This window comes from Vibrio splendidus (assembly GCF_001557875.1).
GTDB classification, from domain to species: domain Bacteria; phylum Pseudomonadota; class Gammaproteobacteria; order Enterobacterales; family Vibrionaceae; genus Vibrio; species Vibrio splendidus_F.
This window is the reverse complement of the sequence record NZ_LNRF01000008.1, coordinates 60,264-75,002: the sequence shown is the minus strand read 5'-3', so window position 1 is coordinate 75,002 and position 14,739 is coordinate 60,264. Positions and strand designations below refer to the sequence as shown.

Below are 14,739 nucleotides of genomic sequence, written 5' to 3'. Positions count from 1 at the left end.
TATGTGGATAGGTTAGAGTAGGTGGCAACTCATCGCTAGAAAGTTAGATGTCCGTGATTTAATTAGTATTTAACGAATAACTAGAGTACCCGAAGGTTATTCAGAGTTTTAGATATCCGGATTATGGTTCTCAATGTTCTACTTGTGTACTTATTACGGTACGAAAATCACCTTAATAACCCACGAGTCTCCATCCAAGTAATCGCCGTATCAACACCATTTTCATGTGAAAGTTCCTTGGCGAGTTTATTCGTATTGATCTTGAAATCTTGGTTGGACACTAACTCAATCAAAGCCTTACTTAAATTGTCGCTCGTAAGCTTCTTCTGCTTAATCGGTGAAGGGCCTAACCCTTTTTGTTCAACTTGAGCCCCCCAAAATGGTTGGTCACCAAAAAAAGGACAAATCAATGTTGGTTTACCCGCCGAAAGACCCGCTGCGGTTGTACCTGCTCCCCCGTGATGTATAACAGCTGCCACTTTTGGGAATAACCAATCATGTGGGACAGACTCAATCACTAATACATCGTTTGGCAATGCGTCCACTTTTAGACCTCCCCATCCTGATGCTAGGATTGCCCGAACACCAGCTTTGGTCACTGCATCAACGATCATTTTCCCTGTTCTTGCGGGATCTTTTCCAGTCATACTGCCAAAACCAATATAAACAGGTTTTGATTCATGAGATAAAAATTCCACCAGTTCTTTTGAGGGGTGGTAATCATTTAGGTCGGTTTTTGATTGCCAATACCCTGTGATAGTTGCGTCACAAGTCCAATCGTTTGGACGAGGTACTAGCTGTTCGCTAAACCCATGTAAGACGGGGACTGGTTTGCCGCTACTGTGTGACAATATTCCCGTATTTCTTTTCAAAGCGGGTAAACCTAAAAGCTCGGCACGTTGTTGATTGAGTTCTTTTGAATACTGGGAGTAGCCTAAGTTAATCAGTCGATAACTAAGCTTATTTGCTAATGAACCTAAGTTTGGAATCCCTGCTGGGGGGAAAGCACTGGTTTTAGTTATCATTGGTTGCAGAACTCCCATCACAGCAGGGACTGTAAACTTCTCTGCAATGGATACGGCAGCTAAACATTTTGGGTGGTAAATGATTAAGTCGGGCTTTGATTCTAGCCCGGCGTGAATACTATCAATGATCATTTGGCGGTTAAGCGGTTTCGCCTTTTTAACCAATTTGACTACCGTTCTTATCCCACTAAACAAGCTGCCCATGTTTTCAAATATACCGTTATCCATTAACTTGAATAAGTCATCATTAATGTATCTGTAGGTTAAACCACTTTCTTCAACGAACCCTTGAAATCGAGATGCTGTACATAAATCTACTTGGTGCCCCTTTTGTATTAACGCTTTACCTAAAGCGATATACGGTTCTACATCGCCACGAGAACCGATAGTCAACAATAGTACCTTCATCTAAAGCCCCTAATTTTCTATCAAATGGGAGCATGAAATTCATCAAGTACTCCAAGTTGGTTTATGAAATATGTACGTTGGATATTTCATAAAATACGTCAAAACAATCATCTGGTCAAATTTATGAAATAAAAGTAAGATAGACTTCATAACTTGGAGGGACTATGACAACTAATGGATTTCAGCGCCGAGCAGAACAAAAGAAAGACCAGATTATTAGCACAGCTAAAACTTTGTTCTTTAGCAAAGGTCCTGCCAGCACGAGTATTGCTGAACTCGCTAAAGAAGCTAAAGTTTCACAAGTGAGTATTTATAACTATTTTGGTTCAAAAGAGGCACTGGTTGAATTGGTGGTGACTCAATATTTAAACCAATCCTTTGAATCGGTAGAGGCAATTCTTGAATTAGAGTCTTCCTTTCAAGACAAGCTCAAACAATTTTTTGCTCTAGGTGATGGAGAGGGAAACGAAATCAATAAGAACGCTTTAAAGCATTTTGATTGGCAAGGTGGCGCTCTTATGAAAATTTATGAGCGGTTTGTTCAAGAAAGACAAATCCCATTTTTACTTGCTCTTGTTAAGCAAGGGCAGCACGAAGGTGAGGTTGCCGTTCATTTGCAGCCTGAAGCGATTGTAGATTTTATGAACGCCAATATGACTATCTATAAAGACCCAGACTTCTTGAAAAAGGGGCATCAATACATGGAAAGTGTAGGGCATCTATTTTTTTACGGCATTTTAGGGAAAAAGTAGCTTAAACCAATCGCACTTAGCCTACAGTCTGTAGAGCGCACCAGACATCGCTGGTTCAGTAGATGCTATCGTAGCTTCAATCTCAGAGAAATTCGGCGCAGCACTTCGCGACTAATCTCTTCTGATAGATAGAAAAAATAAAAGGCCTCGCATTGCGAGGCCTTTTTGTTTTGGGGTGGTTATACTAAAGCTACTATTTAGATGTCGATAAATTTACTGATTTCAAATTTTATCAAATCATCTTGCATATTAATATAACGAATAAAGGCGTTATTGTACTCAACTAACCCATGAGAGTTTATTGTCAAATTAACCATTTGATTGTCTTTATCTAGCTTGTTTATCAAGGAGCCACTAAGCCCCAGCTTAACGAATTCCGAATTAGACTTATTTGTTGTTCCATATATATGAAGCTCATATTCTTCTTCTGAAATGATTTCTAAATCATGCATGACATTAACAAAGTTATTTAATGTATATGAAATAAAGTCACTCTCAATCTTTATCTTTACTAGTGATATATTTGCAATTTCTTTATTTGACTTAGTAGAAAGATCTAAATACACAGTTTTACCTAATCTACCATCGATGTTAATTTTACCAAATTCACCATATGACTCTCCAATATAGAACTCTCTACCTTGTGGTAAGTGCTTTATTGATTGAAAATATCGTATCGTGTCTGCGATATGTTCTTTTAAGCTAAGGCGGTGAAGGTTTCCAGTGAACAACTTATAGTAATTTCTTGCCTTTTCATGCTGTAGTCGCAAAAAATCTTTTTTAACTATATTTCCTTCTAAACCCTGAATGAAAAATAGATAAACCTTATCAATAATATGTGATTCATTCCAGTCAGAGAGGTTTTCTATATTTTCAACCCTACTTGTAAGGCTATTTATCATAGATTCAGAGTTATAATAAACTGAAAGAATATCTGATTCTAAAAGAGTCTTTTTAATTCTATTTTTATCATCTAAATCACTAGTTATGAGGAAGTCTTCTTTTCCTTTTACTTGTTGGTATTCCTCAATTTTCTTCTCTAACGTTGCTATTTTATCAAGCTTGTTGTTTTCTTTCGCTTGCTCAAGTTCTAGCTTCATTTTATCAATGTCAAAGTTAACTAATAGTGGGTTATCTAAACTATCTTTAAATACGCCGCTTTTTAATTTCCTAATTTGATTCTCCATATTCCCACCTTTACGGTTGAATTCTTCAGAGTTTACAAAATGGACACTAGGCAAGAGTTTATCTAAAGATTTTCTTTCATCATCAAATACTTCATTTAATCTATTAACTCTGCCAATTAGGTTGGTAAGAGATTTAGCATCGAGAGAATTAGTATTCATGATATACATGTTATCAACAGGTAGGTTTACTCCTTCAAGTATAACAGAGTTAGCTACCACATATCTTACTTCTCTATTTTCTGAGAATTTAAATTCTAGATACTCTTTTATTAAATCAGGTAGTTTTCCATGGAGATAAACTAATCCTTTCTTAATGTAATCTACACAATAAAAGTCTTTGTGAACATTCATTGATATTACATGTGAGAGTTCCACTAAACTAGGTGAATTGATATATTCAAGTGTTGAATCAAGCAATATAGATAATTCTTCAACTTTTCTTGGTGCTCTAAGGTATAAGAAGTTCTTGTTTTTACTATTATTAACTATGTAGTCAAGAAAGTGTTCACTATGTCCTGAGTCAAAGAAAGTATCTAAGAAACGATTGTATTTTCTTATTTCTCCAGAAGATTTATATTCGAAGATGTCAGCTTCTTTAATATTGCTTATAATCTTCCTCTCAAATATTTCTTGTTCTCTTTCGACCTTTAAATTATTAGAATCAGAAATTAGTGGTGATAAGTAATAATTTGTTGATTTAGAGTTTCGCTTTCTATTTCTTCTGATTAACCTAGTCAGTAGTAAGCTTCTCGAATCATAGTTAAATAAATTATGAGCTTCGTCAATTATCAATAGGTCAAATGAAATATTGTCGTCTTTTAATAATCTTAGAGCTCTTTCTTGAGTGAATATAGCTATGAAATCATTCGAACCATCATACATTTCATCATGAAATATTATATTTCTTTTTGAGAAGTTTTTCTTAATTAACTTGTAAGTTTGAATCAAAAGTGACTTTGTTGGTACGATAATTGCTATTCTTTTTTGTTTCTTCTCCTTAATTATTTCTGTAATGAGAGAGCTTTTACCGAAAGATGTAGGAGCAATATAGCAGTTCTCATTGTCATTACTTTTTACAAGTTCTAGTCTTGATTTCCTCTGGTCATAAGTTTCAACAATATTATTGTATTCAAATTTGGTGAGTTGAAAGGAAAGACTAAATTGTGAAGATAGGTTACTGGTGTAAAGACCATTTTTTGAAATGTAGTTTGAAATTGGATACAATCCAAAGTTAGAACTAACATCAAGTAGAGGTTCATACTCATTATTGTTAATTGCACTTTTAAGTACAATGTAATAGGCAATTTCAAAGTACAAGTTTTTTCTTTTATCTTTACGGTATTCTTCAAGGAAAATAACAGAACAACCTAGAAGGTATTCCATTTCACAAGTCTCTAAAGGAATGTTTAGCGACATTTTTTGCATTGAAGAAATGAATCTTTCATCTTTTTTTAGCCAACTAAAGGAAATAGCCAATTTATTCACCTAAATATTCTTTAAATAATTCTAAGCTTGTCTTTGATATACACACTGCATCTAACGAGCTACATTCGTAATTTTTTAAGAAATCATTTTCATTTAATATCTTTGAGTTTTCTTCATTATCCCAAATTGAATTTAAGAATATTGTAGAACAAGGTATTATTCTATAATCCTTTACGTGAGTATAATCACCGTCATCATACATTTCGCTCAATTTCTTGATTTTTTTTCTTAAGCTTTTTTCTGAGCAGACATCTATATGGCAGGCGTGGTTATAAGCATTCCTCCATGGATTGTTTCTACCTTTTTCACTTTTCCCAGATACGTAATCCTTTAGATCTGAATATGCTGTATTTAATTTGGATTTGTGACTTATTCCCTTTGTTGTAATATTCCCAGACTTGCTTTCTACCAAAAATGTCTCAGTATCTCTCGAAAACAGACCATCAAACCCTTTTTTTATGGAGTTTTCTTCTAAATTGAAGAATAGAAACTCTTGTTTAAAATTAAGTTGATTCAAATAAAGGTGCACAAAAAATTCAGCGACAGCCCCCATTTGTGTTGCTTCATTCTTTGTTTCTAGGAATTTAACTAACCTTTTCTTAACTAAGCTAATCTCACTATCTGAATCACCTTCGCAAATTGAAACAAAATATTTGTTCAACAAGTTTTTCATTTCTTTTGTTATTGACTCAATCTCTATAACGTGGAGTGACCTGCCTGTATCGAGTTGTATTAATTCTGAATTCAACATTAAGCTTAGAAACCTTTATTGTGATAAATATCAGTAAGTTACTGTTTATTGTGTTGAAATGTACCTTACGTTCAAAAAAAGCACAATTATTTTGAGGTTTATATTGGATCTACCTATGGTTCTTTAAGTGGAGACTGAATAGGGGTAAACGTCCTGTTGATAAAATCAGATGAATAACTCGTGTTTAATTCTCATTGACCCGTCTACAACTTCACACTTTATAGTGGCTATATTGATTGAGAGGAGCGCTTTCTGTGTTCCCTCCAAAGTAAGTAGAGAGACACTATGAAACGTTTAATTCTAAATATCACACTCTTGGTATTCATGGCACTTGGTAGCTTTAATGCCATGGCTTATGATTCAAAGGTTAAGTACGGTATTGCTATATCTCACGATGGTGAGCAAATTGCGTATGGCAAAAGTGGGACTGCGGAGACGGCACTGATCTTCATTCACGGTTGGAGCTTAGACAGCAGGCTTTGGAAAAACCAAGTGAGTGAGTTTTCAACGCAGTACCAAGTGATCACTATGGACTTAGCAGGGCACGGTAACTCATCGTTCAACCGCGAAGAGTACACCATGGTTGCATTCGCTGAAGACATCAAAGCCGTCATCGAGAAAGAACAACTCGATTCAGTCATCTTAGTTGGGCATTCGATGGCAGGTGGCGTAATTGCAGAAGCCGCTAAACTGATGCCGAAAAGAGTGAAGGGCATTATTGGTATCGATACATCTCAAAACGTCGCACTAGCGGTTTCACAAAGCGACCTAGATGCAATGACCAAGCCGTTTGAAGCAAACTTCCAAGCGGGCATTACTGCGTTCGTGAAAGACTCGCTACCAAAAGATGTAGACGCAGATTTACTTTACTGGGTAACGCAAGACATGGCATCAGCACCGCCAGCTATCGCGATAAACCAGTTCCGCCATTATCTAGGCCAATACGTGACAGGCGAAGCACACCGCGTGTATGAGAACGTGAATGTGCCAGTAATATTGGTTAACGCTCGCCTATGGCCAACGGATTCAGAAGCGAACAAGAAACACATCAAGGATTACAGCATTTACTACGTTGAAGACTCAGGCCACTTCCCAATGCTTGAGCAACCAAAGCAGTTCAACGCAACGTTGATTAAAGCGGTCAAGTCAGTGAAGTAGGGTGCTGTAGTTGTTAAATGATGGCTGCAACTGTTGATATAAAAACCAAGGCCTCGCGTGTGCGGGGCCTTTTTGTGAGTTGGAGGTTTTGCTAGCTACATTCATTTCAATTTGCGAGTAATGATCGCTTCGTTCACTCGTTTATCGTCCTTAAACGACGGCCTCATAGTTATATAAATGCTCTACCAACCACCCCTAGATACGTAATTAGCACCACTTTTATTAGCAAGGGCTGACCGAATCTAGGGGGGCTTTCTAGTGATAATCACTTTAACTATGTGTTTAGGACGTCCTGCTATGGCTAAGAAAATAATATTCATTCATGGTCGCGCTCAAAAGCCCGACAAAGCTCCCCTTCAAGCACTCTGGTACGAGGCTATAGAACATGGCTTGCAGCGAGATTGTGGAGACTCAAGTTCATTACAAGCTTTTAAAGATGTCGATAAACGGTTTGTCTATTACGGTGAACTATCAAACACATTGTTAGAGAAACCAACGGAAGACCCTGCAAGTCGACAGCAAGCGCTGTCTGAACTCAAGAAGTACAAGACAAGCCAGTTCAATAAAACAACGTATAACAAGGTATCTAAAATTGGTTTTCTGAAAGAGGCGCTAGCAGATACTTTTTCATCGCTATTTGGAAAGCTAGGTGTGGCTGAGACACTGATAACGAAGGTCGCGCCGGATATGGCGCACTATTGGTATGAAGATACCTATTTTGGCAGCGATGTCAGGCATAGGCTAATGGTTGAACTGCAGGAAGCGCTTGATCATCGAGATGATGTGATGATTGTAGCGCACAGTCTCGGGTCGATGATCAGTTATGACGTGCTGTGGAAGTTGTCTCATTACGGAGAGTATAGGCATGACTATGGTGCGGATAATAAGGTCAACTTATTGCTTACGCTTGGGTCACCGTTAGGCGATGAAAACGTAAAAGATAGGCTAAAAGGGAGCCGCTTGAAAGATGAGAAAAAGTATCCTTTAAACATTCAGCAGTGGATAAACATATCGGCAGAAGATGATTTTATCTCTCATGACAGCAAAATTAGAAATGACTTCAAAGACATGCTCAAACTGGATCTGATACCCGGCGGAATGAAAGACATCCACCCAATCTATAACCTCAATATTCGCAACGGAAAAAGTAATCCGCACGCTTCCATCGGTTATCTCATCAACCCTAAATTCATCACAGTATTGGATGAATGGCTCTCGAGTTAATTTGGTTTGCCATCGTAAATTGCTAGCTACTTTTTCGTTGGAACGCAGATAAAACAAGGCCTCGTGATTGCGAGGCCTTTTTGTTTGTGCTGACGAGACAGCTAACTTGCACAATATTAATTACTCTGTGTAGATCGCGATTCCATTAACCGTCTGTTCTGAAACAGGGATTAAGTACTGGTAGTCTGTGCCAACGCCTCCCAATACTACAGAGCTGTTGCTTCCTGTCGCTTGAAGTAAGACACCATTAGCTCCTAGTTTAGCCGCCTGCTTTTTTAACTCTTCGATTGCATAGTCGATGGAGCCTTGTTTCGTCATCCCTGCATCACTAGATGCGTCAACTAAAGCTATTTTTTCATAGCTCTCAGGCGCTTCAAGATATAGCGTAACCTCTTGAGGTGTAATTGGGTCTCTGGCTTCACCGACTAATATTGCTGAACCAGATGCACAGCCAACTAAAAATAGCGTGATAGAAAGAGCCAAGGTTTTAAAGATATTCATTGGTATTAGGTCTGTTTCTGGAATTAGGCGCGGAGTATAGCGAAATAAGATCACCCTTTAATTATGGGCATTGTAACAAATTGCGTTATTGCTTTTGAATCAATTGCATATGAGGCTTGACCGATAATCCCCTCCCAACCTCCCCTTGATTCACATCTCCAATCTCTTGTTGGTAATGGGAAAGGGGAGGAACTGAATACCGTTCGCTACATGTGTTGCTATATGTTCAGCGACAAAGAATGTTCTCCCCCTCGAACGTTAATCTAAAGAGATCGTTGAACTGCATTTGAGGGTAGTGTTGTATGCTTCATACAAACCAAGCACCTAACATACGAAATATTTATATCTTCATCGTTAAATATACAACAGGTGTCACACTTATCTGTAAATGGCTAATCTAACCTGTAATGACCTCTTTACTGATAAAAATAATTTTAACAGCACCTTTCATCATGTGGGGAGGCTTTAAACTCAACGTCAGATAAAGAGATTTCTTATGTATAAGTATCTAACACTAATCGTTTTATTACTCGCTGGATGTGTGTCTACAAACGAAGTTGCAGACAAATCTTGGTGCCAACCTTACAACGACCAACTTACTGAAGTTTTTAGCAACGAACTTACGTTAGGCGCGAGAGCCCTAGATACCGTTATCGGGTGTGCTCCAAGGCCTTTACCTAAATTTGTACAAGGAGACGTGCTAACTAACTCAACACTTATGTCCGATTTTCAAGTGAAACAAGTCACTGATATTAAAGAAGTGTACGCCGAAACTAAGCCTAATGCGGACGATATCATCAACTTTGTTATTTCACCGCAAGCAAAACAATTAGCATTGAGCAGGGCATTGCGCCTCAATGAGCTTTCATACTCAATTATTGCGCAATCGCAGAAAGACAAATCTGAACTAATAAAAAACAATACCTTTGAATTACTTAATGAATTTACGAAAGGTAATATTGATAAGCTCAACAAGGCCGTAAAAGAAACCAGTTACGATAGGTATCAGAAACAGGTGCATCGTATTCAGCGTGATTACTATGACATCTTGTATCAAATTACTCTCGGTGGGGCTGATAAGGATGGACGACAGTCAATAGCATACGACCCGAAAGATATCGCAAAGCTGCTCACTAAGGCTGTTAAGGTCTATGCTGATCAACAGGCTATTAGGTCAAACTTTTTATTAATGCGCGATCAGTATTTCGCAACTATCAACAGTAATTCACTTCCATCTTTTGATCAGCAGTGGGAGAACCAGATAACAGACATTAAAGAGCAATGTAAGCTAGCTGCAAAAGGGCTTGGTTTAGATGAAACCAAGTGTGATGTTATGTCGAAGTAAATATATCTCTAATGAACTAAGGCCTCGCGATTACGAGGCCTTTTTGTGTGTTGTACAGCGAGCAAAACAACTTGGAGAGTGTACGTAAGGTTCGACTAACAATCCTCTCCTAACCTCCCCCTTGGTTTACATCTCCAATCTCTTGTTGGTAGCGGGAAAGGGGAGGAACTGAATACCGATCGTTGCCAGTGCAGTTGTGTTTTTAATAACCAATAACAGTCTTCAATGAATGTCTCAAATAAGTAAAACCTCTCTGAATACTTACCAATCTCAAGAAATAACATTCTAAAAACGATCGTGTAACAATTTGTTAGCGAGTTGTATTGTCTCTGTGTTCTTTTTCTTAGTTGCATATCGTTACAAAGCTCAGAACATACCATTATTTTTGAGGATCTGAATATGAACGGAAAACTAATAACGGCTTCATTCATGCGCGATCATATTCAAGATTTTCTTTTAGAATCGGCGGCTTAAATGACTCTTTGGCTTAGGCTTTTAACATCGCGAAGCTCATTTGCGATGTTGGTTATTATCGCGATCGCGTCAGTGATAGCGAATACTGGGTGGCGAGTTGTGATGAATAACTTCGCTGTCGATACTGTTGGTATGACCGGTGCTGATGTGGGTGCATTGCAGAGTGTCAGGGAAATCCCAGGCTTGCTTTCATTTACTGTTTTGTTTCTGTTGTTCATCGCTTCAGAACAAAGAGTCGCTGTACTGTCGGTTGCAACATTAGGGCTAGGCGTTGCCGTGACTGGGTATTTGCCTTCGATTTATGGCTTCTATTTCAGCACGACGATCATGTCTATTGGCTTCCATTATTTAGAGGCGGTGAACAAATCACTTTCAACCCAATTGTTAGAGACCGAGAACTTTAGTGAATCAATGGGAAAGATTCGCTCTGCAGCCTCTTTTTTCTCGATGGTGACGTTTCTAGGTATTATGGTCGCGAGCTATCTGTTTGATGTTTCAGATAAGGCTATTTTCTTTACTTGTGGAATAATATGTTTCTGGCTGGCGGTTTACTTGGCCACGTTTCAAGATACTCACACAGAGGTGAAGCAACACACCAAACTCATTGTCCGACGAGAGTACACGACCTATTACATTCTTACCTTTTTGAGTGGGGCAAGAAGACAAATCTTTGTGGCATTTTCTGGCTTACTGATGGTGACCAAGTTTCAATATACGATCGCGATGATGGCCGCTCTGTTTATGGTCTCCAGTTTAGCTGCGACGCTTGCTCTACCTTATGTTGGGAGATTTATCGATCGAGTAGGAGAGAGGCTCGCTTTGATCATTGAGTATGCCGCGTTAGTGTTGCTATTCCTATCTTACGCATTTGTGGATGATCATTATGCGGCAGCGGCGCTGTATGTTGTCGACAGTATTATTTTTAGTTTTGCGATAGCTTTAAACACATACTTTAAAAAGACAATTCGGGAAGATGAAGTGGCTTCAACGGCGAGTTTGTCATTCACTATCAACCATATTGCAGCGGTGTTCTTGCCATTTTTGTTGGGAATTATCTGGATGTCTGGTTATCAATGGGTGTTTGTTACAGGAGCAGTGATTGCTTTGATTAGCCTGTTTGTGTCGTTGACTATGGGCACGCAGCTTCATCAGCGGATTAATGGATTCAATAGGCTACAAAAACAATAGCGACACTCATTTATCTGACTGGTCATTTCCTATTGTTAGAGTAACCAAAGCAGTTCACCTAACGTTGATGAAAGCGGTGAAGTTGGGTGCGGTAGTTATTAAAAGATAGTTATAGCCGTTAGAAGATAAAACCAAGGCCTAGCGATTACGGGGCCTTAGTTTTTTAAGTCAAATCGATGGAGCCTGTCAAACTGATAGAGTCCATTATTTTTTGTCTTGGGAGTCTTTATATTTTTTTGCAATCCACTCATGCAAATGAAGTCCCGTTTGACGCTTTAGGAATACAGTGATGCCAGCTAAAATTAACAGTCCGATTATTGTGCCCATAATTATCTCCACGCTTTGTTGTTTTTGATTAATCCATTGATTTCATCATTTTATCTATATCAAGCCCACCAAGATCCTCGAGGTTATTCTTAATCTCTTCATCGATTGATAGTTGGCGTTCCACTTTCTTTATTTCCTTCTCAAGAAACTTTTCAACTTCTTGAGATACGTTGAACATCAACCCCTGTTCACGCGCTGCTTTTCTCGCTCGTTTAAGACGAACATCTAAGTCTGATGAGATTTTGATGTTCAGTGATACTTTGGATTGTTTTTTCTGTAATGACATATTGATTCTCAATTTTAGCTAAAAAATACTATAAACTTTTCTACCTTTTTAGCAAGAATATTTTGACATTGACGGACTCGGAAGTGAACAAGAAACACATCAGGGTTTGCAGTGTTTTCTACATTGAAGGGGCAAGCCATTTTCCAGTGCTAGCACAACTCAGCAATTCAACATTACTCTGGTGAAAGCTTTGAAGCTGGTGAAATAGGGTAGTTGCACGTGACAATCCCCTCCTAACCTCCCCTTGGTTTTCATCTCCAATCTCTTGTTGGCAACGGGAAAGGGGAGGAACTGAATACCGTTCGCTACATGTGCAGCTATATGTCCAGCGACAAAGAATGTTCTTCCCCTCGAACGTTAATCTAAAGAGATCGGTGAACATCATTTGAGGGGGAGCTAGAGGGGGAGTTTTTGATGCTAGAACCGTTCAATACAACGTGATGAAAGCGGTGAAATTCGAGTAGGGTGCTGTCGTTGTTAAAGGATAACGGTAACGGTTCGATAGAAAAACGAAAGCCTCGCGATTGCGGGGCCTTCTTGTGTTCCTAGTGAAACTCAATTTCTCCCACGCTCTACACTTGATAGTGTTAGAATCCCCGCATCAGAATTATCGAGAATCTAGGTATTTATAAACAATGTTTATCCATCATGTGAACGGCATCGACTGGCTGGTGATTACAGCTTTTGAAGAATTGAAACCGATGTTTATCGAAGATGCTGGCCCTATCCCGTCTTACTTTTCTATTAGCAGTGAATTAAGCCTGATTGATCAAGCCAAGCGCAGCTGTGGGTTTTTGCCTACACTCCGTGGCGTCATCACAGATACTGGCACGTACCAAAGCAAAGATCTTGAAGAAGATTTGAACCCGCAGCTTGCGTGTATCGTTGAGGGCAGAGGGCGTGTTTTCATCTATCACGGCGACTACGTGGCTTTTGTTGATGATGAGCAAACTTTTATTACCCGAATGGACTAAAGCCAGTGAAGTAGGGCTATTAACCCTTGATAGAAAAACTAAGGCCTCGCATGTACGAGGCCTTTGTATTTCTATTGAAGTTAACGATTAATCTAGCTTAACGAAAGCTTGGGATAATCGCTGGAATCCCTGGTAGAAGGCCAACCAACGCCATGACACTTGTTAGCACAACAAACATAATGCCTGGCAGCACCCAACGGCTCATCTTGCTCAGTTCGCTACTACGTTCTTTACAACCAACTAAGCCTAAGTTGTCCAACAGCATGGTGAGAGCCCAACCAAATGCAGGGTTAACGAGTGCTGAAGAAAATACAACAATCGCTGCCGACTGGGTGGTTTTCCCTTCACGCGTCATTTCCATTCCAGCTTCTAGCAGTGGCACAAATACCCCAACAATCAGGGCGACACACAGTACAGGTTGCCAGATAGCTAGATCCATCGGGTAACCCCAAACCGCGGCGATGATACAGAACAGAGCCGTGAGCAAAGCGCCCGCAGGAATAGGGCGTTTAGCAATAGCCGCCGGTACGATGTAAGTACCCCATGAAGACGTAAAGTTAGTACCACCGAGCAGAGAACCAAACGTCTGACGAATTGACGCTGTGGTCATGGTGTCGTCAATGTTCATGTGTACTTTTTCGGTACGTTCTGGGTAGCTGATCTTTTGGAATACTTGATGCCCTAAGAAATCTGGCGACCACATCGCTACCGCTAGAATCGCAAACGGCAATACCACCATGAAGTGTTCAATCGTTGGTAGACCTAGCATCCAACCTGTGTCTTCTCCCCACCAATACATAGGGTTCATGTTAGGTAAGCCAGGCTCTGTGTGGAAAGCGAATGGGGCGCCCATGGCAAATGCAATCGTACCACCCAGCAAGCAGCTAAGAGGCACAGCTAACCAACGCTTACGGAAGTGCTCCAATAGCGCGTACAGAATAATGGTGCAAAAGATCACAACAAAAGCGATGTGGCTCATACCGATTCCTTCAGCCCAAGCGAATAGCTTTTTCACTTGAGAAGCCGTTCCCACAAAGCCAAGGTAGAGCAGTAAGCCGCCACACACGCCTTTACTGGTTAGGTTAGCCAACATGCTGCCACCTTTACTGATGGCTAAGAGTAAACCAAAAGCGCCAATCAACAAGCCAAACGCCATAGGGTGGCCACCTGCAGCAACGACAATAGGAATTAAAGGGATAAGCGGGCCGTGAGTACCAGCGAGGTTAGCGGTCGGCAATAAAAAGCCAGAGAAAAGAATGATGAAAACAGAGGCGATGAGGAGTTCATAACGAACGTTTTCTAGAATGAAGTCTTCATTCAACCCGAGCGCTCCAGCAAAGGTTGCTGCGATAGCGCCCACCATAACCACTTTACCAATGGTCGCGGCCATCGCTGGGATGGTGTCTTCTATTTCAAATCGGTAATCTTTAAACGGTAAGTTTGGACGCCAGCGCTTAGGCGACATGATTTGTAATTCGTGTTCTAAATACTGTTCTCGGGAGTCAAACTCTGAGCTTGGTTTGTGTTGTTGTTCATAGGAGAGTTCGTCCTCGTTGGCTTGAGGCTTATCTCTTCGTATATGTACGGACTCTAAAGTGCTGCTCATTTTGATTCCTTTCTTTCACACTCTGAGGTGTGTTGTTCCAACAAACGT

At 39.7% G+C, this 14,739-nt stretch carries 12 protein-coding genes; 6 read left to right on the top strand and 6 right to left on the bottom strand.

Annotated elements, in window-relative coordinates; translation table 11 throughout:
• Nucleotides 1–167 precede the first annotated feature (167 nt).
• Nucleotides 168–1,418: a glycosyltransferase gene (locus ATB74_RS17380; RefSeq protein ID WP_179946925.1), complete on the bottom strand. Its 1,251-nt coding sequence runs from the start codon at nt 1,416–1,418 to the stop codon at nt 168–170.
• 179 nt (nt 1,419–1,597) lie between these two features.
• Here ATB74_RS17380 and ATB74_RS24560 point away from each other — a divergent pair, with 179 nt between their 5' ends.
• Nucleotides 1,598–2,185 (top strand): TetR/AcrR family transcriptional regulator, encoded by a 588-nt coding sequence (locus ATB74_RS24560; RefSeq protein WP_061019264.1) that lies wholly within the window; start codon nt 1,598–1,600, stop codon nt 2,183–2,185.
• A 197-nt stretch (nt 2,186–2,382) separates the two neighbouring features.
• Here the strand turns inward: ATB74_RS24560 and ATB74_RS17370 are convergent, their stop codons facing one another.
• Nucleotides 2,383–4,857, bottom strand: coding sequence for a DEAD/DEAH box helicase family protein (locus ATB74_RS17370; RefSeq protein WP_081090136.1), 2,475 nt, complete (start codon nt 4,855–4,857; stop codon nt 2,383–2,385).
• Nucleotides 4,850–5,608: a hypothetical protein gene (locus tag ATB74_RS17365; RefSeq protein ID WP_016793465.1), complete on the bottom strand. Its 759-nt coding sequence runs from the start codon at nt 5,606–5,608 to the stop codon at nt 4,850–4,852. The genes ATB74_RS17370 and ATB74_RS17365 overlap by 8 nt, the downstream gene beginning before the upstream one ends.
• A gap of 285 nt (nt 5,609–5,893) precedes the next feature.
• Here ATB74_RS17365 and ATB74_RS17360 point away from each other — a divergent pair, with 285 nt between their 5' ends.
• Together ATB74_RS17360 and ATB74_RS17355 are read left to right on the top strand one after the other, a co-directional pair.
• Nucleotides 5,894–6,766 carry an alpha/beta fold hydrolase gene (locus ATB74_RS17360; protein WP_061019263.1) on the top strand — a complete coding sequence of 291 codons (873 nt, stop codon included), beginning with the start codon at nt 5,894–5,896 and terminating at the stop codon, nt 6,764–6,766.
• 297 nt (nt 6,767–7,063) lie between these two features.
• Nucleotides 7,064–7,990: a hypothetical protein gene (locus tag ATB74_RS17355; RefSeq protein ID WP_061019262.1), complete on the top strand. Its 927-nt coding sequence runs from the start codon at nt 7,064–7,066 to the stop codon at nt 7,988–7,990.
• A 120-nt stretch (nt 7,991–8,110) separates the two neighbouring features.
• Here the strand turns inward: ATB74_RS17355 and ATB74_RS17350 are convergent, their stop codons facing one another.
• On the bottom strand, nt 8,111–8,491 hold the full coding sequence (locus tag ATB74_RS17350; RefSeq protein WP_061019261.1) for a hypothetical protein: 381 nt from the start codon (nt 8,489–8,491) through the stop codon (nt 8,111–8,113).
• Between the two features lie 496 nt (nt 8,492–8,987).
• Between ATB74_RS17350 and ATB74_RS17345 the strand changes: the two genes are divergently transcribed.
• Together ATB74_RS17345 and ATB74_RS17340 are read left to right on the top strand one after the other, a co-directional pair.
• Nucleotides 8,988–9,836: a hypothetical protein gene (locus ATB74_RS17345; RefSeq protein WP_061019260.1), complete on the top strand. Its 849-nt coding sequence runs from the start codon at nt 8,988–8,990 to the stop codon at nt 9,834–9,836.
• A 519-nt stretch (nt 9,837–10,355) separates the two neighbouring features.
• The gene (locus ATB74_RS17340; protein ID WP_061019328.1) at nt 10,356–11,498 is read left to right on the top strand and encodes an MFS transporter; all 1,143 of its coding nucleotides are present in this window, start codon (nt 10,356–10,358) and stop codon (nt 11,496–11,498) included.
• Nucleotides 11,499–11,853: 355 nt separating this feature from the next.
• On the opposite strand, the gene ATB74_RS17335 is transcribed toward ATB74_RS17340, so the two are convergent.
• Nucleotides 11,854–12,111 carry a hypothetical protein gene (locus ATB74_RS17335; RefSeq protein ID WP_048609136.1) on the bottom strand — a complete coding sequence of 86 codons (258 nt, stop codon included), beginning with the start codon at nt 12,109–12,111 and terminating at the stop codon, nt 11,854–11,856.
• A 635-nt stretch (nt 12,112–12,746) separates the two neighbouring features.
• Between ATB74_RS17335 and ATB74_RS17330 the strand changes: the two genes are divergently transcribed.
• Complete coding sequence (locus tag ATB74_RS17330) at nt 12,747–13,085, top strand: hypothetical protein (RefSeq protein WP_048609133.1); 339 nt, start codon at nt 12,747–12,749, stop codon at nt 13,083–13,085.
• A gap of 97 nt (nt 13,086–13,182) precedes the next feature.
• Here the strand turns inward: ATB74_RS17330 and ATB74_RS17325 are convergent, their stop codons facing one another.
• Nucleotides 13,183–14,691 (bottom strand): DUF3360 domain-containing protein, encoded by a 1,509-nt coding sequence (locus ATB74_RS17325; protein ID WP_061019259.1) that lies wholly within the window; start codon nt 14,689–14,691, stop codon nt 13,183–13,185.
• Nucleotides 14,692–14,739: the final 48 nt, after the last annotated feature.